Here is a 22946-nt window from a genome sequence, read left to right as displayed (position 1 = left end):
CGGGGTTCTCCTAGGTGAGGAAGCTCTTGAGCTCGAAGACGAGTTTGCGGATGTGGCCGGAGACGACCGGGGTGCCCAGGTCCTTGAAACGCTGGCGGAACCAGGGGTTGACGCTCTGCTGGCCCGAGCTGTTGACCGAACCGACCGGGATGAACCGGACGCCGGAGCGGTGCACCGCCTCGATGCCGTCGAACAGCGGCTGGGAGCGGCCGAACTCGTAGAAGTCCGAGATCCACACCATGACCGTGTTGCGCGGCTCGACGATCTTGGGGCGGGCCATCGCCATCGCCACCGGGCCGTCGTTGCCGCCGCCGAGGTTGGTGCGCAGCAGCACCTCGAACGGGTCGTGCACCCACGGCGTCAGGTCCAGCGCCCGGGTGTCGTACGCGATCAGGTGTACGTCCACCTTGGGCAGTCCGGCGAAGATCGACGCCAGGATGGTGCAGTTGACCATCGAGTCGACCATCGAACCGGACTGGTCGACCACCACGATCAGCCGGGCCGGTGTGGTGCGCCGGGCGGTCTGCCGGTAGTAGAGCCGGTCGACGTAGAGGCGCTCGTCGTCCGGGCTCCAGTTGGTCAGGTTCTGCCAGATGGTCCGGTCGAGGTCGAGGTTGCGGAACACCCGCTTCGGTGGCACCGACCGGTCGATGGTGCCGACGCTGGTCTGCTCGACCTGCGTACGCAGCACCTCGGCGACCTCGTCGACGAAACGGCGGATCAGGGCCTTGGCGTTGGCCAGGGCCACCCCGGACAGGTTGGCCTTGTCGCGCAGCAGTTGCTCGATCAGCGACATGCTGGGGGTCAGTCGGCTGGCCAGGGCCGGGTCGGCCAGCACCTCGCGCAGGCGCATCCGCCGGACGAGGTCACCCTCCAGGCCGGCCAGCGTGCCGCCCAGCCCGCTGCCGCCCTGCCGGCGTAGCTCGCCCGGCCCGAAGCCGAGCGCCTGCTCGAACCAGCCGGCGTCGGACTGCCAGCCGGCGAGCTGGCCGGCGGTGACCGCGCCGGAACCGGTCGCGAAGACGTTGAGCAGCAGCTTCGACACCAGGGCGGCGCGGCGTACCTCGTCGCGGCCGACCGGCTCCGGCTCGCCGGCTCCGGCCGCCGGGTCCGTGGGGTCCGCCGGGTCCGTGGGGTCCGCCGGGTCCGTCGGGGCCCCGGCTCCGGCCGGCGCGTCGGCCTCGGCCGGTGCCAGCAGGCCGCGCAGTTCGTCGGCGAGTGCCGGGAAGCGCTGGACGACGTTGTCGACCGAGACCGCCGGGTCGAGCAGCGCGGCCGGCAGGCCGAGGTCGTCGACGACGGCGACGCTCGCCGTTTCCAGGGCGGGCTGCTCGTCGGGGTCGAAGAGCCGGGCCAGCAGCCGCCAGTAGAGCACCTGGCGGCGGTTCTCGTCGGAGTGGTCGTGGGTGGTGTCGGGGCCGGTCACTTCCGCAGCAGCCTTCCCGCGCGTTCGCGCAGTACCGCCACGACATCGCCCGACCTGGCCTCGGCCTTGGCCACCTTGGGGTCGGTGACGCCCTCGGCCCAGTCGCCGTTGTGCGCGGCCACCGTACGGCGCTTCACCGTGGCCTGCACCGCCAGCGGCTGGACGAGCCACCCGTCGTCCCACCTCACCAGGCCGAGGCAGGCGGACGAGGAGGCGACCAGTTCGGCGGTGAGCGGGCCGCACGACGGCAGCCGGTCGACCGCGACGGCGATCCGGTGGCCGTCGAGTTCGAGGCTGAGCGACCCGTCGTCGTCGCGTACGGCGTAGCCCTCCAGCAGCACCGGCTCGGCGATGCCGACCGGGTGCCGGTCCAGCGGTGCGGTGGCCGCCGCGACGGCGGTGGGCAGCAGCACCCGGGCGGTGGCGAACGGGTCGGCCGGCTCGTCGAGCGCGACCAGGTCGTCCTGCCAGAGCAGGTCGCCGCCGCTGACCGGCAGGTCGGTGACGGTGAGGCCGCGCCGGTGCGCCAGGGCGGCCAGCAGTACGGGGTGGGCCTGGAGCAGTTGCCACACCGCCGGTCCGACGATCGTGTCGACCTTCGCGGCACCGACCGCGGTGCGGACCAGTCTTGGTGGCGAACCGTCGGCGGGTTCGAGGATCCCGTGCACCTGGACCTGCACCGCCGTGTCGTGCTCGTGTACGTCGGCACCGAGCGGCAGCAGCCGCCCGGTGACCCGTTCGGCGGCGGCCGACCCGGTGTCGGCCGGCGGGACGTGGGCGAGCAGCGTGCCGCGGGTCCACAGGTCGGCCCAGCGGCGGGTCGGCACCCGCGGCATCGTGCCGATCGGGACGCTGGCCCGCAGTTCGGCGGCCAGCCCGTCGAGCAGGACCGCGAGGCGGCGCAGCGCGGGCACCGGCAACAGTGTCTCGACCTGTGCCCCGGCGGTCGCCAGCAGTTCGTGGTCGACGCCCCGCCAGCCGGTGACCGCCACCTCGTGCAGCCAGGCGCGGGCGCCGTCGAGCGGGTGCTCCTCCGGTGGCCGGCTCGCCGTGGAGGCCCAGGCCGCCCGGTCCCGGGCCACGGCGGTGTCGAACCGCCCCAGCAGGGCGTCGTGGGCCGCGCCGAGCAGCGCCGTACGCGCTCCGGCGAGCGTGACGAGATGCTCACGCGCCACCGAACCGGCGGTCATCTTGTCCACGGCCTCGGCCACCCGGTCGCCGAGCGGGGTCGCCGAGAGTGCGCCGGCCACGGCGGCCAGTGCGGCGGCGCCCGGCTCGCCCACCCGGGCGAAGCCGTCGGTCAGGGCCTCGTCGAATCCGGCGACGACGTCGAGAGCGTCGGTCAGGCCGGCCGGGGTGCCGTCGCAGAGGACGGCGAGTTGGGTGCCCAGCATCAGCGGGCCGTCCCGGTCGCCGGGAACCAGTGCAGTTCGGGCAGGGGTGCCGTGCTGCCGGGCAGTTCCAGGTAGGCCAGGTGGCGCAGGAAGCGGCTGAACACCACGGCGGCCGGGGTCGGCTCGTGCCGCGCGTCCAGCCGGCGCAGCAGCCCGGTGCCGGTGTCCACCCCGGCTTCGACCTCCACCCGCAGGTAGCGGGCGACCCGGTCGATGCCGTACTGGAGGACGGCCTCGTCGGCGAGCGCGTGCAGGTGCTTGCAGGGGGCGCCGCGCAGGCCGCCGCACGGCCGGTTGTTGTTGGTGCTGCAGTGGTAGGCGTGGCTGCCGGAGGTCACCGACGAGACGTAGACCCGCTCGATGTCAGAGCCGCTGGACACCACGCCCTGCAGCCGGCCGTCGGCCAGTTCGACGAAGGGCACCTTGGCCAGCTTCCGGGGCCGCGCGGGCGGCACCACCCGTAGCGCGCTGCGTCGCCGCCACGCGGCCCGGTCCACGTCCGCCACTACGACCTCCCACCCCGCCGGCAACCGGCGCCGGCCACGACGATGCCGGCGCCGGGCCGCCCCGGCGCCGCCGTACGGGAGAGATCATGGACCACGGGTACGACAGCGCGCCGCCGCCCCGGAAACGCGCCGGGACGGGTGGGGGCAGTGCCCGCACCCGTCCCGGCGTGGTGGTCAGTAGGCGCGGAAGCTCTGGAAGCGTCCGGCGTCGTAGGTGCGCAGCGTTCCGGTGTTGGTCTCGTATCCGGTGCAGTCGGCGGTCCGGTACATGACGACGTTGGTGAAGCCGCTCCAGCCGACGTGGCCGATGGCCGTCGCGGGCAGTGGCGTGCATTCGCCGGTCGGGGTGGGCAGGTGCACGACCGGGGTGGTGAACGGGTAACTGCTGTAGAAGGCGAGGCCGGACGGCTGGGCCGAGGCGGGTGCGGCCGCCGTCCCGAGCCCGGCGGCCATGACCGCGGCCGTGGCCAGTACGGCGCCGATCCTCGCTCGCGTCCGATTCATGCGACTCCTCCTTGGTATCGACTACCGTCGAATCGTGACCCAGTTTGGTTGAGTGCGCAAGTAATTCTGTCGACTTTCACGTCACCGCGTCGCCGAATCCACGGGCGGCCGGACGCCCGCGTCAGGCCGGCACCGGCCCGGCCGGTCCGTCGGGCGACCGGTGCTCGGCGGTGAGGTCGAGGAGCCTTCCGACCAGCGGGTGGCGGGGGCGGGTGGCCGGGGCACCCAGGGTGAGGACACGGCGCAGGGTGTCGGTCAGCGGGGTCATGGCCAGCCCGGCCGGGAGCATCGGCCCGGCGAGGGTGGGCATGAGCGTGACGCCGAGGCCGGCGTCGACCATCGCCATCAATGTCGTCAGGTCGCGTACCCGCTGGGTCGGCCGGTAGGGCAGGCCGGCCCGCCGGTGGAGTTCCCGGATCTGGGGTTCGCAGCCGGCGGTGGAGACCAGCAGCGGGTCCTCGGCGAGGTCGGCGAGCGGGATCGCGGCGGTGCCGGCGAGCGGGTGGTCGGTACGGGTGACGGCGCGGAACTCGTCGCGGGCGACCACCGGCCCGGTGCCGGCCGGCGCGTCGACGAGGACGGCCGCGTCGGCCGCCCCGGTCGCCAGCCATTCGGCGACCTCGACGTCGTCACCTTCCAGCAGCCGTACCCGGATGCCGGGCGCGTGGGTGTGCCAGAGGGTGAGGAGATCTGGGACGAGGCGGTGCCCGGCGGTCGGGGTCACCGCGAGCCGGATCGTGCCGGTGGTCGGGGTACGGGCCGGCGTCGCGGCGTCGAACGCGTCGGCGGCGGCCAGCGTCGCGCGGGCGTACGGCAAAAGGCGGGCACCGTGCGTCGTCACGGCGACCGGGGCGCGGTGCACGAGCGCCGCGCCCACCTGCGACTCCAGGGTGGCGAGGCTGTGCGACACCGACGACTGGCTGGTGCCGAGCGCGGCACCGGCGGCGGCGAACCCGCCGGTGTCGACGACGGCGACGAACACCCGTAGCTGACGCAACGTCGGCACTGCCCGACCTCCATGAGGAGAACAGATCGACTCATGAAGCAGATCTGTTTGCCTCATCCTACGGCGGTGCCCGAACGTGGACCCGGGCACGGGGAGGAGGAGCGGATGGACGGTGCCGGGAACCGGCTCGTGGCGGTGCGGTTCACGCTGCTGGCGCTGGTGTGGGGCGCCAGCTTCCTGTTCATCAGGGTCGCCCTCGACGGGCTGTCGCCGGTGCAGGTCGTGTTCGGCCGCCTCGCGTGCGGCGCCGCGGTCCTGGCCGTGCCGATGCTCGCCGCGCGGCGCCGCTGGCCGCGCGGGGTGCGGGTGTGGGGACATCTGACGGTGATCGCGCTGCTGTTGTGCGTCGCCCCGTTCCTGCTCTTCGCCTGGGCCGGGCAGCACATCCCGTCCGGCCTGTCGAGCATCTACAACGCCACCACCCCGATCACCACCCTCCTGGTCTCGCTCGCCGTCCTGCCCGACGAACGGCTCACCCGGACCCGTACGGCCGGGCTCGTCGTCGCGGCGGCCGGGGTCCTGCTCGTGGCGGCGCCGTGGACCGCGCCCACCGGCGGCGCCGGAACCCGGTCCCTGCTCGCCCAGGCGGCGTGCCTGGCCGCGACCACCTGCTACGGACTCGCCTTCGTCTACAGTCGACGGTTCTTGCGCGGCACCCCGTACGACCCGACGACGATCGCCGCCGCGCAGGTCACCGTCGCGGCGGTCGTCACCGCCGCCCTGGTCCCGTTCGCCGGCGCCACGCCGGTGCGGTGGTCCGTCCCGGTCGTCGCCAGCATGGTCGTACTCGGCGGGATCGGTACCGGCGTCGCCTACGTCTGGAACACCCGGATCATCCAGGCGTGGGGTGCGACCCTCGCCTCCACCGTCACCTACCTCACCCCGGTCGTGGGGGTCAGCCTCGGCATCGTCGTGCTCGGCGAGCCGTTGCACTGGAACGGACCCGTCGGCGCGGCCCTGGTGATCCTCGGCATCCTCACCAGCCGGAGCCGGCCCGGCCGGACTCCGGCACGGTGAGGTGCCGGGCCTACCTCCGGCCGGTGCGCGCGAAGAGCCGTACCGTCAGGACGGTCGCGACGGCGCCGATCGACCCGAGCCAGATCGTGCTGGCGAGCACGTCACCGGCGTCCGGGCTGCCGGCCGCGAAGCCGCGCAGCGTCTCGATCGCGACCGTGACCGGCTGGTGTTCGGCGAACCCCCGAAGATAGGCCGGGAGGCTCTCCACCGGTACGAACGCGGTGGAGAGGTAGGGCAGGAACAGTGCGACGAAGCTGAACATCCCGGCCGAGTCCACCGAGCGGGCCGCCAGTCCCCAGGCCGCGGCGACGAGGGTCAGCACCAGGATGTACCCGGCGAGCAGGACGACGATGCCGAGCCACTCCACGAACGACGCGCGCGGGCGGAAGCCGAGGGCGAGGGCGACGAGGACGACGACCGTGGTGGAGACGAGGTTGCGCAGGACGCTGGCGAAGACGTGACCGAAGATCACCCCGGAGGCCCGTACGGGCATGGTGCGCAACCGCTCGATCACCCCCTTGGTGACGTCGGCGTGGACGGAGGTCGCGGTCAGCGCGGCTCCGAAGCCGGCGCACAGCAGCATCACGCCCGGGGTGACGTAGTCGGTGTACGGGCCACCGGCGGCGCCCTCGAGGGCGGAGCCGAAGACGGTGACGAACAGGATCATGATCGCGACGGGCGCGACGACGGCGGTGACGAGGCTGTCGAGATTGCGCAGCGAGTGGACGATGCTGCGCCGGGTGAAGACCAGTTCGGTGTACAGCGGCAGGGTGCTCATGCTCGGCCGTCCTCGCGGTCGACGGGGTGTCCGGTGAGGGTGAGGAAGACGTCGTCGAGGCTGGGTGTGCGGATCGCCGCCCTGGCCACGGCCTGTCCCTCGTCGTGGTAGCGGTTGAGGATCTCGCGCAGGCGGTCGGGGCTGCCGTCGGTGCTCTCGCGGCGGACGTCGCCGTCCGGCAGGGTGAGTTCGACCCACTCCCGACCGACGCGTCGCTTGAGGTCCGCCGCGGTTCCCGAGGCGACGATCCGGCCGCCGTCGAGCACGGCGATCCGGTCGGCGAGCGTGTCCGCCTCCTCCAGGTACTGCGTGGTGAGGAAGACGGTCCGGCCCGCCGCGGCGAGCCGGGTGATGGTCGTCCAGAGCGCCTGGCGGCTACGGGTGTCCATGCCGGTGGTCGGTTCGTCCAGGAAGATCACCGGCGGCTCGTCGACGAGACCGGCGGCGAGGTCCAGCCGGCGGCGCATGCCGCCGGAGTACCGGCCGGCCCGGCGGTCCGCGGCGTCGGTGAGGTCGAACCCGTCGAGCAGTTCCCGGGCCCGGGCCTCGGCGTCCCGCCTGCTCCGGCCGAGCAGGCGGGCGATCATGACGAGGTTCTCCCGGCCGGTGAGTTCCTCGTCGACCGAGGCGTACTGCCCGGTGACGCTGATCAGCCGGCGTACCTCGGAAGCCTCGGTCACCACGTCCCGGCCCAGGATGTGGGCGGTGCCGCCGTCCGGCCGGATCAGGGTCGTCAGGACGCGGATCAGGGTCGTCTTCCCGGCGCCGTTCGGGCCGAGCATCGCGAAGACCTGTCCGCTCGGCACGGTGAAGGTCACGTCCCGCAGGACGTCGTGGCCGCCGTAGCTCTTGCGGATGCCGGTCACGGCCAGTGCCGGTGGTGTCGCCGGTGGCCGGAGCGCGGTGGAGGAGGAGTGTTCGACTGTCATGCCAGACAGCGTAACCCCTACGCAGTACGGATGCGTAATGGTTACGCAGTAAGATCGGTCTCGTGTCGTCGACAGCTTCCGAGGGGCCACTGCGCGGCCTGCCCCCCGCTCTCCTGTCCGCCTGGGGCATCGCGCAGAACACCACGAAGGGGCCCAAGCCCCGGTGGAGCCTTGATCAGATCCTGAACACCGCGGTCGCGCTCGGCGACGCACACGGGGTCGAGGCGATCACCATGAGCCGCGTCGCCAAGACGCTCGGCGGCGGCACCATGTCCATGTACCGCTACGTCCAGTCCCGGGAGGACCTGCTCGTCCTCGCCGCCGACGCCGCGCTCGGGCGCCCACCGCGACTGGCGGCGGAGAGCTGGCGGGGGCGCACCCACGCCTGGGTCGCCGCGATGCGCGACACCTACCGGTCCCACCCCTGGCTCTCGTCGCTGCCGATCACCGGCGAAGCGCTGATGCCCTCCTACGTGCGGTGGATGGAGGCCGGCCTCGGCTGCCTCGAAGGATCGGAACTGCCCGGCGGCGAGGCCGTCACCGTGCTGACCCTCCTGTGGACCTACGTCCGGTCGGACGCCGAACTCGGCGCCGGCCTCGCCGAGTCGCTACCGGCGGGCGCCCGGACCGCCCCCGAGGTCAACGCCTACCTCGCGGAGCGCCTGCGCGTCGCGGACCGGCACGACGAGTTCCCCCGGCTCCGGGCGATCCTGGAGAGCGAGAATCCCGCCGACGGCGGGGAGTCCTTCGACGACACCGACTTCGCGCTCGCGATCGACGTCATCCTCGACGGCGTCGAGGCCAGACGCCGCCGCGCCCTTCGCGAGTAGCGGTGCGTGGTGATCGTCAGCTGTTCCGCTGTTGTCCGTACGGCGTGTCGAACTGCCGGGCAGCAGATGATCACAGGTGCCCTGGCGGGCCGCGCGTCGGTCAGCGGACGCCGGCCAGGAAGCCGAGCACCCGTCGGGTCACCAGTGCGGCGGCCTCTTCGTCGTACGCGTCGAGGCTGTTGTCGGTGAACAGGTGCCGTTCTCCGGGGTAGAGGAACAGCTCCCCGGCGTCGGCCTCGGCGACGAGGGCGCGGGCGGCGTCGATGTCGCCCTCCCCGGCGAAGTACGGGTCGTCGTCCATGCCGTGCACCTGGACCGGTACGCCGGCCGGCCACCCGCCGCCGAACTCCGACGTCGGTATGCAGGCGTGCAGCAGTTGCGCACCCCGGGCCCCGGACCGGGTCTGGGCCAGCATCTGGGCGGGCACCACGCCGAGGGAGAGCCCGACGTACACGAGTTCCCGGGGCAGTCCCTCGGCGACGAGCCGGCCGCGCTCGGCGAGCGCGCCGAAGCCGACCTTTCCGGCGTGGGCCACCCCGTCCTCGAGGGTGTCGAAGACCTCGCCGTCGTACAGGTCGGGGAGGTGGACGGTGTGACCCGCCTGCCGCAGCACGTCGGCGAAGTCGCGTACGCCGGACGTCAGCCCCTGCGCGTGGTGGAACAGCAGTACCTCGGCCATGCGGCCGATCCTGCCAGACCGCCGGCCGCGCCGGGGTCCGCTCAGCCGGCGGCGGCCGACGTGGACGGCGCCGGATCCACGTCGTCGAAGTCGTACGTCAGGTCGTCGGCGACGACGTCGACCACGCCCGGCACCCGCGCCGCCAGCCGGCCCGCGATCTCGGCCGAGCTGCGCCGGTCGAGCCGCCCGGCGAGTTCGACCATCCCGTCGGTCACCGTCACCTCCAGGGTGCCCTCCTGTGCGGTCAGGACCCGCTCGACCACCTCCCGCACGATGTCGCGCTGGATGTCCCCGTCGGGGCGCAGGTGCACCTTGAGCAGGTCGCTCCGCGAGACGATGCCGACCAGCCGGCCGAGGTCGTCGGTGACCGGCAGCCGCTTGACGTTCTCCCGGCTCATGCGCCGGGCGGCGGCGGCGAGCGGCGTCCCGGCCGGGACCGTCACCGCCGGCGTGGTCATCAGCTCGTACGCGATCATGCCGGCGGCCTTGACCCGGGCGTCGTGCCGGCGCCGTCCCTCGAAGATCCGCCAGCCGGGACTCTCGCCGGTCAGTTCCACCTTGTGGAGCAGGTCGGCCTCGGAGATCACGCCGAGCACCCGCCGGAACTCGTCGACGACCGGTACGGCACTCACCCGCCGCCCGGTCATCAGGTCGACGATCTCCCGGTACGGCGCCGACTCGCCGACGGTCAGCACATCGGTCGTCATCACGTCGTCGACGGTCCACGTCCTCATCACGTACCTCCTCAGCCGTCCTTCCACGAGGGTATTCGTGCTGTTCGGGCCGGGGCAGGGGAACGGGTCCGGGACCGGTGGGGACCTTGGTCCCTGGACGGCGGCTCAGGGCCGGTCGGCGAGTACGGCCTTCAGCGCGTCAGGCGGTGCCCTCCTGGGTGTGGGAGTTGGTGGCGGCCGACAGGGGCTTGTATCTCAAGCCGCTTGAGATCGCATAGTGGGCGTCGGCACGGCGGGAGGCACGGCTGCGCAGCCGTCGCGCGGTGCTGTCGGCCATCCTGCGGCAGGACTCCACGGCCGGGCAGGTCACGCTGATGCACAAGATGGCCGGCATGCCGGACGAGGAGCGCGACCGGCTGATCGACGAGTTCTGGACCGAGGTCACCACCGGCTGGCAGCCGCCGGAGCGGATGGTCCAGTGGTGGCGGGCGGCCCGGCCGCAGCTGCCCGAACATCCCACCGCGGTCCAGTTGGAGGCGTGGATCGAGCTGGCCGAGCTGGTCCGGGACACCGAGGTCCGGCAGGCCGTGCGCCGTGAGCTGTACGAGGTGTGCACGACCGGGGCCGGGTCGCTGATGACCCGGTCGCCGATGCTGGACAGCCTGGAGGCGGCCACGCCGATCGGCCCGGCGGCGATGGGCGCGGCGCGGGAGCGGGTGCCGCCGGACTCGCCGCGGGGGCGGGAGATCGCCGACCGGTGGATCGGGTGGCTGACCGGCATCTTCGCGACACCGGACAGCCCCGGGATGCCGGACACGCCCGAGTTCCGGATGCGGACCGCCGACCACATGCTGGCGGGCGCGGAGTGGGACCGCACGCCGCCGCAGCCGGAAGGACCGTTCGACCGGTACATGGCGCTGGTCGCCGCCGTGAACGACGTGCCGCCGGAGCGGTTCCCGTTCGAGTGGCTGGCCGCGGCACTGCGCGCGTCCGCCCTACCGGCTTGCTGATCAGCTATCCGGTGCGCCGGCCTTGACGGCCAGTTCGGCTGCCTGCCGACGAAGCGCTGGCGGGACTACCCGGGGGGGCGCCGGACGGGCGGCACGGTCACCGCCCGCCGGGCCCCGGGACGCGTCCTAGACTGCGGCCATGTCCGCCTCCCCACCGCCCATCAGCCCGTTGATCGCCCTGCTCACGGCTGCCCGGGTGTGGGACGCCGAGTTGACCGACGCGCTCAAGCCGATCGGGCTCACCACGCGCAAGTACGGCCTGCTCGGGCATATCCGGGGTCGGCCCGGCATCTCGTTCAGCGAACTCGCCCGGCGCTCCCGGATCACCGTGCAGAGCGCGCACACCGCGGTCGCGACGCTGGTCGCGGCCGGGCTGGTCGAGGACTCGACCGCGCAGGCCGGCGCGGCGTCCACGCTGCGGGTGACCCCGTCGGGTGAGGCGGTGCTGGCCCGTGCCGCCGAGGCGGTCGCGACGCTCGACGCGCGCCTGTCGGCCGACCTGCCCGAGGTGGCGGACGCGCTGCGCGAGGTGATGCGGCGCAGTTTCGGGGGATCGGCACCCGACTAACCTTCAGTTATGCTGAAGGTGTGGAAGCCTTCCTTCTTTCCGTGCACGTGCTCGCCGGCATCCTCTTCGTCGGCCCGGCCGCCGTCGCCGTCAGTCTGTTCCCGAGGTTCGCGCCGGTCGCCGAGGGTGTCGGTGGCGCCGACGGTGCCGCCCGCCCGGCCGGGGAGCGCAACGTCGGGGTCGCCCGCCTGCTGCACCGGATCACCCGCGGCTACGGGGTCGCCGCGCTCGTCGTGCCGGTCGTCGGGATCGCGCTCGCCCTCGTGCAGGGGCGGATGGGCGAGGTGTGGATCACCGTCGCGATGGTGCTGACGGCCGTCGCCGGCGGCATCCTCGCCCTCCAGATCGCCCCGCGGCAGCGGGACGCGCTCGCCGCTCCCGGCGACGGCCGGCGGTTGCGCCAGCTTGGCATGCTCGCCGGGATCTTCAACCTGTTGTGGGCGGTCGTCGTGATCCTGATGATCGTCCGCCCCGGATCGGACTACTCGTGAGGCCGCTGCTGCGCGCCCTCGAGGTGCTGTCGATCCTCGAACTGGTGAGTGTCGCGGTGCTGCTGGTCAATCTCGCCACCGTGCACCTGCGGCCGGTGGCCGCCGCCATCGGTCCGGTGCACGGTGCCCTCTACCTCGCCGTCGCGGTGACCGCCCTGCTCGGTCGGGACCTGCGGCCGCGTACCCGGCTGCTCGCGCTGGTGCCGGTCGCCGGCGGCGTCTTCACGATCCTGAACGTGCGGCGGGAAGCGCGGCGCCCCGTCGCCGCCCGCTGACGAGGGGCGGCGCGCCGGACCGGCGGCCGGCCGGGGGTGGGTGGCCTCGATGGATCCCGAAACGTGGGAACGCTCCCAGGAAATCTTCGAGCGATCGGTGATTGCCGATACGATGCGGCGAGGTTCCCCGATCACGGCACGCCGGCCGTACTGGAGTGGACAGTGAACCGAAAGCGTTGGACCCCCGCCCTGGCCCTCGCGGTCACCCTCGCCGCGCTGCCCGGCCCGGCGTACGCCACGCCGGACAGCGCCCCGCCCGCCGCCGCCCTTCCGCTCGACCAGGTGCGCGTCACCACCACCCAGGTCGCCTTCGGACTCCAGCGCCCCACGGCGATCGCGGCCCCCGACGACGGCAGCGACCGGCTGCTCATCACCGAGAAGGCCGGTCGGATCCGGGTCTACCACCCGACCACCGGACTGGCCGCCACGCCGCTGCTCGACATCACCGACCGGGTCGCCGTCTCCGGCAACGAGCGCGGCCTGCTCGGCATCGAGGCCGCACCCGACTTCGCCACGAGCGGCGCGCTCTACCTGGCGTACACCGCCGTGCCCGACGGCACGCTGACCCTGTCCAGGTTCGTCCTGTCCGGCGGCACCGCGACCGAACAGGTGATCCTGACCCAGCCGCACGCCGAGTTCGCCAACCACAACGGCGGCGAGGTCAAGTTCGGCTCGGACGGGCACCTCTACTGGAGCCTCGGTGACGGCGGCAACGCCGGCGACCCGTTCGACGCCGGCCAGCGGCTCGACACCCTGCTCGGCAAGATCGTCCGGCTCGACGTCAGTCGGTCCTGCGGCGGCAGCCCGTACTGCGTACCGGCGGACAACCCGTTCGTCGGGGTGGCCGGCGCGCGCGCCGAGATCTGGGCCTTCGGCCTGCGCAACCCGTGGCGGTTCTCGTTCGACGCGCAGGACGGGTCGCTCTGGATCGCCGACGTCGGCCAGGGCACCTACGAGGAGATCGACCACCTGCCGGCCGACGGCGGCGGCGCGAACTTCGGCTGGTCGTGCCGGGAGGGGCCGGCCGTGTTCGACCTGAGCCGGTGCCGCGCCGGCGCCACCTACACCGACCCGGTCTTCCACTACCGCACCTCGTTCGAGGGCTGCGCGGTGATCGGCGGATTCGTCTACCGCGGACAGCAGTACGCCGACCTGGTCGGCGGCACCTACATCGCCAGCGACTACTGCTCCGCCACCGCGTGGGCGATCCGCCCCGGCGCCTCCGGCGCCCCGTACGAGAACCGGGTCATCGGCGAGTTGCCGACCCAGCCGACCAGCTTCGGCGAGGACGCCGACGGCGAGCTGTACCTCGTCAACGACCTGCCGGGGCAGCTGCACAAGATCGGATTCGAGGGGGTTCCGGCACCCGCCGCCTGTGCCGTCACCTACACCGTCGACGACCAGTGGGGCCCCAACTTCCGCAGCACAGTGACCCTCACCAACACCGGCACCGCCCCGCTCGACGGCTGGTCGCTCGCCTGGACCTTCGGCGCCGGACAGCGGATCGGCAGCGGCTGGAGCGCCGCTCTGACCCAGCAGGGCAGCACCGTCACGGCCACCAACCTCTCCTGGAACCGGACCGTCGCGCCCGGCGCATCCGTCACCTTCGGATTCCTCGGCACGTACTCCGGCGGCAACCCGGTCCCGACCACGTTCACCCTCGGCGGCTCCGCCTGCCGGACCTGATCGGCAGGTCGCGAAGGGCCGGCGGGGCACCCCCGCCGGCCCTTTCACGTACCCGGCCCGTGCCGGCCGGCCGACGGTGGGGAAGCGCCGCGACCTCCGGCGCCCGGTCGTAGGGGAGCGCTCTCCGCCGCACGACGGGCCGCCGACCAGGGGTTCCGGTTCGACGTTGGAAGGTCCAGGCCAGGGCGAAGTTCCGTCAGGTGTCGGGTGCTGTCGATCGGGACCCGTTGCTACGGTCTCGTGACCAAGAACACCCGTCGTCAATCCGACCTTCTTCACCGGCGTACCACCCCCGTACGTCCGGCCGACCCTGCCTGAACCAGCGCCGCCGGGACCGAACCGGACCCGCGCGGCCGTTCCCCATATCCCGCCACCGCCCCGGCACGCCGCGGCGGCGGCCGTCGATCGCCCTGACCAGGACCGCTGACGGAGGACTCATATGACACGAAGAAAGTTGGGTGCGCGGGCGGTCGTCACGACGGCCGTCTCGTGCGTGGTCGCGCTGGCCGCCGGTACGGCGGTCACCCAGCCGGCGGCCGCCGCTCCGACGAATGCCGGGCCGGTCTTCCTCGACGGCCAGGCGCAGATCGTCCCCGAGTTCGCCGACTCCACCACCTGGATCCGCCAGCAGCTGTGGGTCGAGACCGAGTTCGACTCCGACGGTGACGGCCGGCGCGACCGAATGCACGTCGACGTCACCCGCCCCGGCCCGACCGCCGACGGGCTGAAGGTGCCGGTCGTCTACGAGACCAGCCCCTACTACGCCGGGACCGGCTCGACCCAGCGCCAGTACCTGTGGAACGTCTCCCATGAACTCGGCGAGCAGCCCCCGGCCCGGCTCTCCCCGCCGCCGATCACCCACCGCGCGGACCGTACGTCCGTCAGCAGCAGCGAGGTCAGCACCTGGGTGCCGCGCGGCTTCGCGGTCGTCCACTCCGACTCGCCCGGCACCGGCCTGTCCCAGGGCTGCCCGACGGTCGGCGGCAGCAACGAGTCGCTGGCCCCGAAGGCCGTCGTCGACTGGCTGAACGGCCGCGCCAAGGGCTTCACCAGCGTCGACGGGACCGAGCAGGTCTCCGCGACGAGTTGGTCCACCGGCAAGGTCGGCATGACCGGTACGTCGTACAACGGGACCCTGCCGCTGGCCGCCGCGACGACCGGCGTCAAGGGGCTGGAGGCGATCATCCCGATCGCCCCGAACACGTCGTACTACCACTACTACCGCTCGCAGGGCCTGGTCCGGAACCCCGGCGGCTGGGTCGGCGAGGACATCGACTTCCTCTTCGACTACATCCACAGCGGCTTCCCGGAACGGCGCCAGTACTGCATCGAGCAGGTCCGGGACATGATGAACCGGCACCAGGACCGGGCGACCGGCGACTTCAACGACTTCTGGGCCGGCCGCGACTACCTGCCGCAGGTCAAGAACGTCAAGGCCGCCACCCTGATGGCGCACGCGTTCAACGACTGGAACGTGATGCCCGAGCACAGCGTCCGGATCATCGAGGCGCTCAAGGCCCGCAAGGTTCCCGTGCAGGCGTACTTCCACCAGGGCGGCCACGGCGGCGCCCCGCCGCTGGACATGCGCAACAAGTGGTTCAGCCGCTACCTGTACGGCGTCCGCAACGGCGTCGAGAACGACCCGAAGGCCTGGATCATCCGCAACGAGACCGGGACCAGCCAGCTCACCCCGTACGCCGACTATCCCAACCCGGCGGCGTCCCCGGTCACCCTGAACCTGAGCGCCGGCGGTGCCACCACCGGCGGGCTGACCTCGCTGGCCCGGCCGGGCACCGGCGTCGAGCGGTTCGTCGACGCGGGCAACACCGCCTGCAACATCGGCACGTACGCCACCGCGGACTCGCCGCACCGCCTGCTCTACGTCACCCCGGAACTGTCCGCCCCGGTGCACATCTCCGGGTCGCCGAAGGTGACGCTGAAGCTCGCGTCGAGCAAGGCGGCGGCCAACCTGTCCGTGGCACTGGTCCGGCTGCCGTGGACCGGTGCGGCCGGCTGCGAGTCGAGCACCCGCGGCTCGACGACCAGCGTCATCACCCGGGGCTGGGCCGACCCGCAGAACCGTGACTCGCTCACCCGGAGCAAGCCGCTGGTGCCGGGCAGGTTCGTCGACGTGACCGTCGACCTGCAGCCCGACGACCAGGTCATCCCCGCCGGACAGCGGATCGGCCTGATGGTCTTCTCCACCGACCACGAGTTCACCCTGCACCCGGCGCCGGGCACCGAGCTCAGCGTCGACCTGGCCGGCGCGTCCCTCGAACTCCCGGTCGTCGGCGGCCCCCTGGCGATGCCGATCTGCGACAGCCCCGACACCCGGGCGACGGTCGTGATCGGCGGCGTCGACAGCGGCGTACCGAACCGGCCGCTGGCCGGGACCTGCACGATCAACGACCACATCCTCGACGGCGAACAGTGGCCGAACCACGGCCAGTTCGTCCGGCACGTGACCGAGGTGGCCTCCGACCTGGTGGCCGCCGGGAAGATCGAGCCTCGCGAACGCGGGGCGATCGTCAGCGCGGCCGCCCGCTCGCGGATCCGCTAGCAGACCCGCGGGTGCGGAGGCGGTCCCGCCTCCGCACCCGCCGTCAGGTCCAGCACCGTCGCGGGTCGGCGGTGGTGATCGGGTGCCGGGAGTGCGACCGGCACCTTTCGAAGATGAGGTGGAACAAGTGAAACTGAGGAGCGCAGTCCTCGCGGTGGTGGGTCTGGCGGCCAGCCTGCTGGTCGCCGGCCCCGTCCCCGCCGCGCTGGCGGAGACGCCGGCACCGTTGCCGGAGCCGAAGGTCCATCCGGTCCAGGTCACCGGTCCGGCCACCGAGCGGCTCAACCTGATCATCATGGGTGACGGCTACCAGGCCGACCAGCAGAGCATCTTCCACGCCGACGTCGACCGGAACCTCGCCGTCCTGTGGGCGACCGAGCCGTTCCGGACGTACCGCGACTACATCAACGTGTACGCCGTCGAGCTCGCCTCGATCGACTACGGCGTACGCTGCGACCCCGACAGCCGGGTCCGCCACGCCGACGGCACCATCCGGGACACCGGCGAGCGCGAAGGCCCGATCAACGCCAAGAACACCGCCCTGCGGATGATCTATCAGAACGGCTGCGCCGACCCGCTGTCGCGCGGCACCGTCTACGGTGGAGCGCCGGTCAACTGCCAGGACGCCGCCGGCTACTACCCGCCGGGCGTGAACCCCTGCGAGACCGGCAGCCAGGCCCACAACCGGATCCTCGACAACTACGTCGCGCCGGTGCTGGGCATCCCGCGTACGTCGCAGAACATCCAGACGCTCGCCATCTTCAACACCTTCACGTACGGCGGCATCGGTGGCACGAACGCGACGACGTCCGGCGGGTCCCCGCAGGGACCGCTGATCTCGCTGCACGAGCTGGGCCACTCGCTGGGCACCCAGGCCGACGAGTACCCGTACTCCTTGCGTGACGTGGTCCGGCCCTGCTACACCGGCAACGAGCCGGGCAGCTTCCACCACACCACGTACACCAGCGAAGAGCAGATGATCGCGGACGAGCACAAGTGGTTCCGCTGGCTGGGTGAGGAGAGCATCAGCGGCGGCAAGATCGGCCTGCACGAGGGCGGCGGCACCTGGCCCTGCGGCCAGCGCCGGCCGAGCGAGCACTCGATCATGCGCTGGATCGGTTTCGACTGGGACCAGCCCGGCCGTGAGCACATGGTCGCCCGGATCACCGGCATGCGTAACGCCGGCCAGATGAGCGTCCGGCACACCCCGGCCGGCACCGTCGCCCGCGACGGCGTGCTGTGGGTCGAGACGGGCCAGCCCCGCCACCACGAGCTCCAGGTCACCTGGCGGGTCGGCGGTCCGGAAGGCACCGTGCTCCAGACCAACAACAGCCGCAGCCTCGACCTCGAGGCGCTGAACCTGCCGGCCGGCACCGTCGTCCACGTCGAGGTCCGCGACCCGGTGGGCCCCGACGGCATCGACTGGGTCCGCAACCCGTCGACCAACAACACCGCGTCGAACTCCGGCTACAACGGGCCGCGGTTCGTCCAGACCCGGCAGTGGACGGTCGGCGACACCACCGTGACGCCGTCCGCGCCGGCCGCCGAGATCACCTCCTCGACGCCGAACACCCAGCCGATCGCCGGTGACGAGGTCGTCTTCGTCCGGACCAACAACCCGGCCGACCGGATCGTCAACGTGGCCTGGTCGGTCAACGGCTCGCCGGTGGCGAACCCGCACAACAGCCGCAACCTCGACCTCGGCAAGCTGAACCTGCCGGCGGGGACGCACAAGCTGGTCGCGACGGTGACCGACCCGGCCGGCCCCGGCCTGTCGGACAGCGTCGAGTGGACCGTCGACAACGCGCTGCCGACCGCGCCGCGCACCCTGTCGCAGCCGCTGACCAAGCTCGGCGGTGCCCTGGAGCACCCGGTGTACTTCAACGGCTGGGACATGTGGCTGGAGCCGCAGGACAACCGGGCCGGCTACGCCGAGGAGCGCTACGTCGTCGGTCAGCTGCGGCTGAACAACGACGGCTGGTTCAACTACTTCGGCTTCCCGGAGCAGCCGATGCCCGAGTCGCCGTTCCAGTTCCGGCACTCCGGCACGGACGTGAAGGCGCTGACGTACGGCAACCTCGGCACCGGCGGCCTGTCGAAGGCGGCGTTCGAGCAGCACCTGCCGGACGACCACCCGATCGGCGGGTTCGTCCCCGGCTTCGGCACGCACGTCGTCGAGCACCGGGCCATCGACCCGGCCGGCAACGTCGGCAACGCCGAGAGCTACAAGGCGACCGTGCTGCCCGGCTCCGCGCTCGAGTGCACGACCACGCTGACCGGCCGCCACGTGCGGGTGACCGCCGAGCAGGGCGTGACCTGCCTGACCGGCGCCCAGGTCAACGGTGGCGTGACGGTTCGTCCGGGCGCCTCGATCGTGATCAAGGACAGCACGATCAACGGCACGCTGGTGTCGACCGGTGCCCAGGCGGTGCAGATGTTCGGCACCACGGTCAACGGCTCGACCCAGATCGCCGGCACCACCCGGGACGTGACCATCGCCGGCAACACGTTCCGTGGCGCGATCCAGCTCGCGAACAACACCCAGGTCTCGGCCAACGAGCGGTTCAGCCGCCTGGCCGGTGCCTACGGCCCGGTGTTCGTCGGCAACCAGATCAACGGGGCGCTCGCCTGCTCGGGCAACAGCGCCCAGGCGAAGGACTTCGGCGCGCCGAACAAGATCAACGGTGCCAAGTCGGGTGACTGCGCCAAGCTGTGAACCGATGCCCGGCGTACGCCGTCCGTAGCTGACGGCGTCGCGGGGTGAGGTCCCCGTCGGGGGTGTGGCCGGAGCCGGCCGCACCCCCGACGCCTTTCCGCACTCCGCCCGTTACCGCGCCCCAGCCGGCAGTGCGGACAACGTTCACTCTCCATTTGAATCAGTCGATGGATTGCGGGTCTAGGTTGTCGGGGACCGACTCACCCCGAGGAGCCCCGATGGAACGCCGCACCATCCTGCGCACCGCCGTCGTCGGCGCCGGCGCCGCCGCCTTCTCCGGCGCGCTCTGGCAGAACGCGTTCGCCGCGACCGCCCAGCCCGGCCCCGGCCCGTACGGCGGCCTGCTCGCCGCCGACGGCAACGGGATCCAGTTGCCGGCCGGGTTCACCAGCCGCGTCATCGCCCGCTCCGGGCAGCGGGTCGCCGGCACCTCGTACACCTGGCACTGGGCACCCGACGGCGGCGCCTGCTTCCCGGCCGGCAACGGCTGGATCTACGTCTCCAACTCCGAGATCCCGCTCGTCGGCGGCGCCGGCGCCGTACGGTTCAACGCCGACGGCACGATCGCGTCGGCGTACCGGATCCTGTCCGGCACCAACGTCAACTGCGCCGGCGGTGCCACCCCGTGGGGCACCTGGCTGTCCTGCGAGGAGGTACCGCTCGGCCGGGTCTTCGAGACCTGGCCCGACGGCGGCCGGCAGGCCGAGGAACGCACCCGGATGGGCCGCTTCAAGCACGAGGCCGCCGCCTGCGACCCCGACCGCCGCGTCGTCTACCTCACCGAGGACGAGGGCGACGGCTGCTTCTACCGCTTCGTCCCCGACACCTGGGGCGACCTGCGCACCGGCCGGGTACAGGTGCTGTGCGGGCCGGCCGGCACGCTGAGCGGCCCGGTCACCTGGCAGGACATCCCGGACCGGGACGGCTTCCCGACGCCGACCCGCCGCCAGGTCGGCGCCGCCCTGCACTTCGACGGCGGCGAGGGCTGCTGGTACGACAACGGCGTCTGCTACTTCACCACCAAGGGCGACAACCGGGTGTGGGCGTACGACGCGGTCCACCAGGAGATCGACCTCGCGTACGACGCCGCCCGGATCCCCGGCGGGGCCGCGCCGCTGACCGGCGTCGACAACATCACCGGCGCCGGGTCGGGCGACCTGTACGTCGCCGAGGACGGCGGCAACATGGAGATCAACATCATCACGCCGGACGGCGTCGTCGCCCCGTTCCTGCGCATCCTCGGGCAGGCCGAGTCGGAGATCACCGGCCCGGCCTTCTCCCCGGACGGCACCCGGCTCTACTTCTCGTCGCAGCGCGGCACGTCCGGCGCGTCCGCCGGCAGCGGCGGCATCACGTACGAGGTCCGGGGGCCGTTCCGGTCCTGAACCACCCGCCCTCTCGCGCGGTCCCGTCGTCGGGAGCGGGCTCCGGCCACCGTCACCGGTCGGAGCCGCTCCGGAGATAGGCCAGCACGGCGAGGACCCGGCGGTTGGTGTCGTCGGTCGGCGGCAGGTCGAGCTTGGCGAGGATGTTGCCGACGTGCTTGCCGACCGCCGCCTCGGAGATGACGAGTTGCCGGGCGATGGCGGTGTTGGAGTGACCCTCGGCGACGAGCTCACGTTCCCGGGCGGACAGCCGCGTCAGCGGGTCGTTGCGGCGCAGCAGCTGACGTACGACGTGCGGGTCGACCACGGTGCCGCCGTCGACCACCTGGCGCAGTGCGGTGACGAAGTCCTCGACGTCGACGACCCGATCCTTGACGCAGCCACGACCACGTGCCGTCGGCCGGCGGCCGCAGGTGCCCGGAGGTGACGGGGCGGGTGTCGACGAGGCGCAGCCGCCGGCGTTCGAGGTCGGCCAGCGGCAGGGCGACCAGCGGCCCGAACGCGCCGACGAGTACGGCCCCGAGCAGGGCCAGGAGCGCCAGCGAACCGGGTGCCTGGTCACCCGGGGAGGTGGCCCGCCGCAGGAGGAGCAGCCAGGGCAGGCCGAGCAGCCCCAGCGGTACGGCGTCGGCGACCGCCGGGGGCACCGTCGTCAGCAGATAGCCCAGGGACCGCCACGGCCAGCCGCCGAGCGGGAACCGGCGGCGGGTCACCGCCTCCAGCGGGGTCCGGGGCGCGGCGTCGGGCACGACGACCACGCTAGCCCGGGTCACCGGCCGCACCCAGCCGCTGGCGATAGGTGTCGGGTAGGTCCAGCCATACCCCGGTTACGCCTACCAGTCCCAGTGCCCGGCGATCCCGCCGGGTGGTCTCCTGGCTGCGCACCGGAGTTCGCCGGAGAGGAAGTTCAGTGATTTCAGCGATGCGATCGGCCAGGGCGGACGCCCCGCGTCCTCGCCGCGCTCGCCGTCGCCGACTTCCGGGAGCGGACCCGCCGCCCGGCGTACGCGCTGACCCTGCTGGCCGCGGTCGGCCTGGCCTTCTTGGCCGCGCCGTCGGACGGCACCCGCTGGGTGATCGTCAACCTCGGCGACCACCGGGGCGTACACGACAGCGCCTACCTCGGGGCGGTGACCGCGCTCGCCGGAGCGCTCTGGCTCTGTGTCGGCGGCTTCTACGTCGTACGGGTCGCGGTCGGCCGCGACCGTGTCACCGGCGTCGGTCAGGTGCTCGCCACCACCCCGCTGCGGACCGTCGGCTACCTGCTCGGCAAGTTCCTCAGCAACCTGCTGGTCCTCGCCTCGATGGCCGGCGCGCTCGCCGGCACGGCGCTGGTCGTGCAGTTCGCCCGTGGCGAGTCCAACCACGTCGACCCGGTCGCGCTGCTGCTGCCGTTCGGGCTGTTCACGCTGCCCGTCCTGGCGGTGACGGCGGCGTGTGCGGTGCTGTTCGAGACGGTGCCCTGGCTGCGCGCCGGCCTCGGGAACATCGTCTGGTTCGGCGCCGCGCTGTTCGTGGTCATCGCCGCGCAGTCACCGGCCGCCCCGCTGGGCGGGCTCGGCGTACCCCTGTTCGCCGAGTCCGTGCGCGCCGACCTGGCCGCCCGGGACATCGCGATCGACGAGTTCGGCCTCGGACTGATGTACCTCGACAGTCCACTACGGACGTTCGAATGGTCCGGGCTCGACGTCACCGCGGGCTTGGTCGCCGACCGCCTGGCACTGTTCGTGGTCGCCGCCGGCGTGGCGGTCCTGCCGGTCCTGTGGTTCGGCCGGTTCGACCCGGCCCGTGGCCGGGCAACGGCTCCGGTACCGCCGCGGCCGACGGCCCCGTACCCGGCCGGCCGCGACCGCGACCGCGACCGCGACGTTCGTCCAGCCGCGGGCCGCGATCCGGTCCGGCAACGCCTTCGGCCGGCTGCTCGTCGGCGAACTCCGCATCCTCGTGCGGGGCGTGTCGCCCTGGTGGTGGCTCGGGGTCGCGGCGCTCGCCACCGCCGGCCTCCTGATCCCCGGCGACGCCGTCGTCGGGCCACTCCTTCTCGCGACCTGCGTCTGGCCGGTACTGATCTGGTCCCGGCTCGGCACCCAGCACCAGGAGCACGGAGTCGACACCCTGACCGGCGCCTACCCGGCCCGGCGCCGCCGACTGCTCGCGGAGTGGACCGCCGGAGTCGTGCTGACCGCACTGGTCGGGCTCGCCCCGGCCGTACGGATGGTGCTGGCCACCGACTGGGCCGCGGTGGCGGGGTGGGGCGCCGGCACCCTCCTCGTCCCGTCGCTGGCCCTCGGGCTCGGGGTACTCAGCCGGACCCACCGGCTCTTCCAGGTGGTGTACCTCCCACTCTGGTACGGCGTCGCCAACGACATCGCCGCGCTGGACTTCATCGGCGCGGTCCGGGTCGACGGCCGACCCGTCGGTCCGCACCCGCTCGCCGTACTCGGCATCGCCGCGGTCATGGTCGGCTCGGCCTTCGTCGTCGCCTCGGTACGGCACCGCCGCCGGTGACGGC

General features: G+C 72.7%; 21 protein-coding genes and 1 pseudogene. 11 read left to right on the top strand and 11 right to left on the bottom strand.

What is annotated here, in order from left to right; genetic code table 11:
* Positions 1-10: 10 nt before the first annotated feature.
* From AB0M79_RS13695 to AB0M79_RS13675, 5 genes are all read right to left on the bottom strand, one after another.
* Positions 11-1426 carry a VWA domain-containing protein gene (locus tag AB0M79_RS13695; RefSeq protein ID WP_364212246.1) on the bottom strand — a complete coding sequence of 472 codons (1416 nt, stop codon included), beginning with the start codon at positions 1424-1426 and terminating at the stop codon, positions 11-13.
* Complete coding sequence (locus AB0M79_RS13690) at positions 1423-2820, bottom strand: hypothetical protein (protein WP_364212243.1); 1398 nt, start codon at positions 2818-2820, stop codon at positions 1423-1425. Before AB0M79_RS13690 ends, AB0M79_RS13695 begins: the two co-directional genes overlap by 4 nt.
* Entirely contained in the window at positions 2820-3326 is a 507-nt protein-coding gene (locus tag AB0M79_RS13685; protein ID WP_364212240.1) for a hypothetical protein, read from the bottom strand. The genes AB0M79_RS13690 and AB0M79_RS13685 overlap by 1 nt, the downstream gene beginning before the upstream one ends.
* Positions 3327-3500: 174 nt before the next feature.
* Complete coding sequence (locus AB0M79_RS13680) at positions 3501-3830, bottom strand: hypothetical protein (RefSeq protein ID WP_364212237.1); 330 nt, start codon at positions 3828-3830, stop codon at positions 3501-3503.
* Between the two features lie 121 nt (positions 3831-3951).
* Positions 3952-4836 (bottom strand): LysR substrate-binding domain-containing protein, encoded by an 885-nt coding sequence (locus tag AB0M79_RS13675; RefSeq protein ID WP_364212234.1) that lies wholly within the window; start codon positions 4834-4836, stop codon positions 3952-3954.
* A 66-nt stretch (positions 4837-4902) separates the two neighbouring features.
* On the opposite strand from AB0M79_RS13675, the gene AB0M79_RS13670 reads away from it, so the two are divergent.
* A complete protein-coding gene (locus AB0M79_RS13670; RefSeq protein WP_364212231.1) occupies positions 4903-5853 on the top strand; it encodes a DMT family transporter in 951 nt (316 codons plus the stop codon).
* 10 nt (positions 5854-5863) lie between these two features.
* On the opposite strand, the gene AB0M79_RS13665 is transcribed toward AB0M79_RS13670, so the two are convergent.
* Entirely contained in the window at positions 5864-6631 is a 768-nt protein-coding gene (locus AB0M79_RS13665) for an ABC transporter permease (RefSeq protein WP_364212228.1), read from the bottom strand.
* Positions 6628-7560 (bottom strand): ATP-binding cassette domain-containing protein, encoded by a 933-nt coding sequence (locus AB0M79_RS13660; RefSeq protein WP_364212225.1) that lies wholly within the window; start codon positions 7558-7560, stop codon positions 6628-6630. Before AB0M79_RS13660 ends, AB0M79_RS13665 begins: the two co-directional genes overlap by 4 nt.
* A gap of 62 nt (positions 7561-7622) precedes the next feature.
* Here AB0M79_RS13660 and AB0M79_RS13655 point away from each other — a divergent pair, with 62 nt between their 5' ends.
* Entirely contained in the window at positions 7623-8390 is a 768-nt protein-coding gene (locus AB0M79_RS13655; protein ID WP_364212222.1) for a TetR/AcrR family transcriptional regulator C-terminal domain-containing protein, read from the top strand.
* 100 nt (positions 8391-8490) lie between these two features.
* On the opposite strand, the gene AB0M79_RS13650 is transcribed toward AB0M79_RS13655, so the two are convergent.
* Together AB0M79_RS13650 and AB0M79_RS13645 are read right to left on the bottom strand one after the other, a co-directional pair.
* Positions 8491-9069 (bottom strand): dienelactone hydrolase family protein, encoded by a 579-nt coding sequence (locus AB0M79_RS13650; protein ID WP_364212219.1) that lies wholly within the window; start codon positions 9067-9069, stop codon positions 8491-8493.
* A 41-nt stretch (positions 9070-9110) separates the two neighbouring features.
* Entirely contained in the window at positions 9111-9803 is a 693-nt protein-coding gene (locus tag AB0M79_RS13645; protein ID WP_364212216.1) for a CBS domain-containing protein, read from the bottom strand.
* A gap of 230 nt (positions 9804-10033) precedes the next feature.
* Here AB0M79_RS13645 and AB0M79_RS13640 point away from each other — a divergent pair.
* The 8 genes and pseudogenes from AB0M79_RS13640 to AB0M79_RS13605 all read left to right on the top strand — a co-directional run.
* Positions 10034-10753 (top strand): annotated as a pseudogene (locus tag AB0M79_RS13640) (MerR family transcriptional regulator); the annotation flags it as partial.
* 139 nt (positions 10754-10892) lie between these two features.
* Positions 10893-11321, top strand: coding sequence for a MarR family winged helix-turn-helix transcriptional regulator (locus AB0M79_RS13635; RefSeq protein ID WP_357539784.1), 429 nt, complete (start codon positions 10893-10895; stop codon positions 11319-11321).
* A 20-nt stretch (positions 11322-11341) separates the two neighbouring features.
* Positions 11342-11812, top strand: a complete 471-nt coding sequence (locus tag AB0M79_RS13630) for a hypothetical protein (protein ID WP_364212212.1) — start codon at positions 11342-11344, stop codon at positions 11810-11812.
* Positions 11809-12087: a hypothetical protein gene (locus tag AB0M79_RS13625; protein WP_364212209.1), complete on the top strand. Its 279-nt coding sequence runs from the start codon at positions 11809-11811 to the stop codon at positions 12085-12087. Before AB0M79_RS13630 ends, AB0M79_RS13625 begins: the two co-directional genes overlap by 4 nt.
* Positions 12088-12249: 162 nt before the next feature.
* Entirely contained in the window at positions 12250-13773 is a 1524-nt protein-coding gene (locus AB0M79_RS13620; protein ID WP_364212206.1) for a PQQ-dependent sugar dehydrogenase, read from the top strand.
* Between the two features lie 439 nt (positions 13774-14212).
* On the top strand, positions 14213-16333 hold the full coding sequence (locus AB0M79_RS13615; RefSeq protein ID WP_364212203.1) for a Xaa-Pro dipeptidyl-peptidase: 2121 nt from the start codon (positions 14213-14215) through the stop codon (positions 16331-16333).
* Between the two features lie 127 nt (positions 16334-16460).
* Complete coding sequence (locus tag AB0M79_RS13610; protein WP_364212200.1) at positions 16461-19049, top strand: M64 family metallopeptidase; 2589 nt, start codon at positions 16461-16463, stop codon at positions 19047-19049.
* A 218-nt stretch (positions 19050-19267) separates the two neighbouring features.
* Entirely contained in the window at positions 19268-20434 is a 1167-nt protein-coding gene (locus AB0M79_RS13605) for an alkaline phosphatase PhoX (protein ID WP_364212197.1), read from the top strand.
* Positions 20435-20486: 52 nt separating this feature from the next.
* On the opposite strand, the gene AB0M79_RS13600 is transcribed toward AB0M79_RS13605, so the two are convergent.
* Both AB0M79_RS13600 and AB0M79_RS13595 read right to left on the bottom strand, forming a co-directional pair.
* Positions 20487-20996, bottom strand: a complete 510-nt coding sequence (locus AB0M79_RS13600) for a LuxR C-terminal-related transcriptional regulator (RefSeq protein WP_364212194.1) — start codon at positions 20994-20996, stop codon at positions 20487-20489.
* Between the two features lie 271 nt (positions 20997-21267).
* Entirely contained in the window at positions 21268-21801 is a 534-nt protein-coding gene (locus tag AB0M79_RS13595) for a hypothetical protein (protein WP_364212191.1), read from the bottom strand.
* 421 nt (positions 21802-22222) lie between these two features.
* On the opposite strand from AB0M79_RS13595, the gene AB0M79_RS13590 reads away from it, so the two are divergent.
* Entirely contained in the window at positions 22223-22942 is a 720-nt protein-coding gene (locus tag AB0M79_RS13590; RefSeq protein ID WP_364212189.1) for a hypothetical protein, read from the top strand.
* Positions 22943-22946 lie beyond the last annotated feature (4 nt).

The organism is Polymorphospora sp. NPDC051019, assembly GCF_040683055.1.
In the GTDB taxonomy this organism is placed as follows: domain Bacteria; phylum Actinomycetota; class Actinomycetes; order Mycobacteriales; family Micromonosporaceae; genus Polymorphospora; species Polymorphospora lycopeni.
Note: the sequence above shows the minus strand (reverse complement) of the source record. Positions and strands in the feature narration are given on the sequence as shown.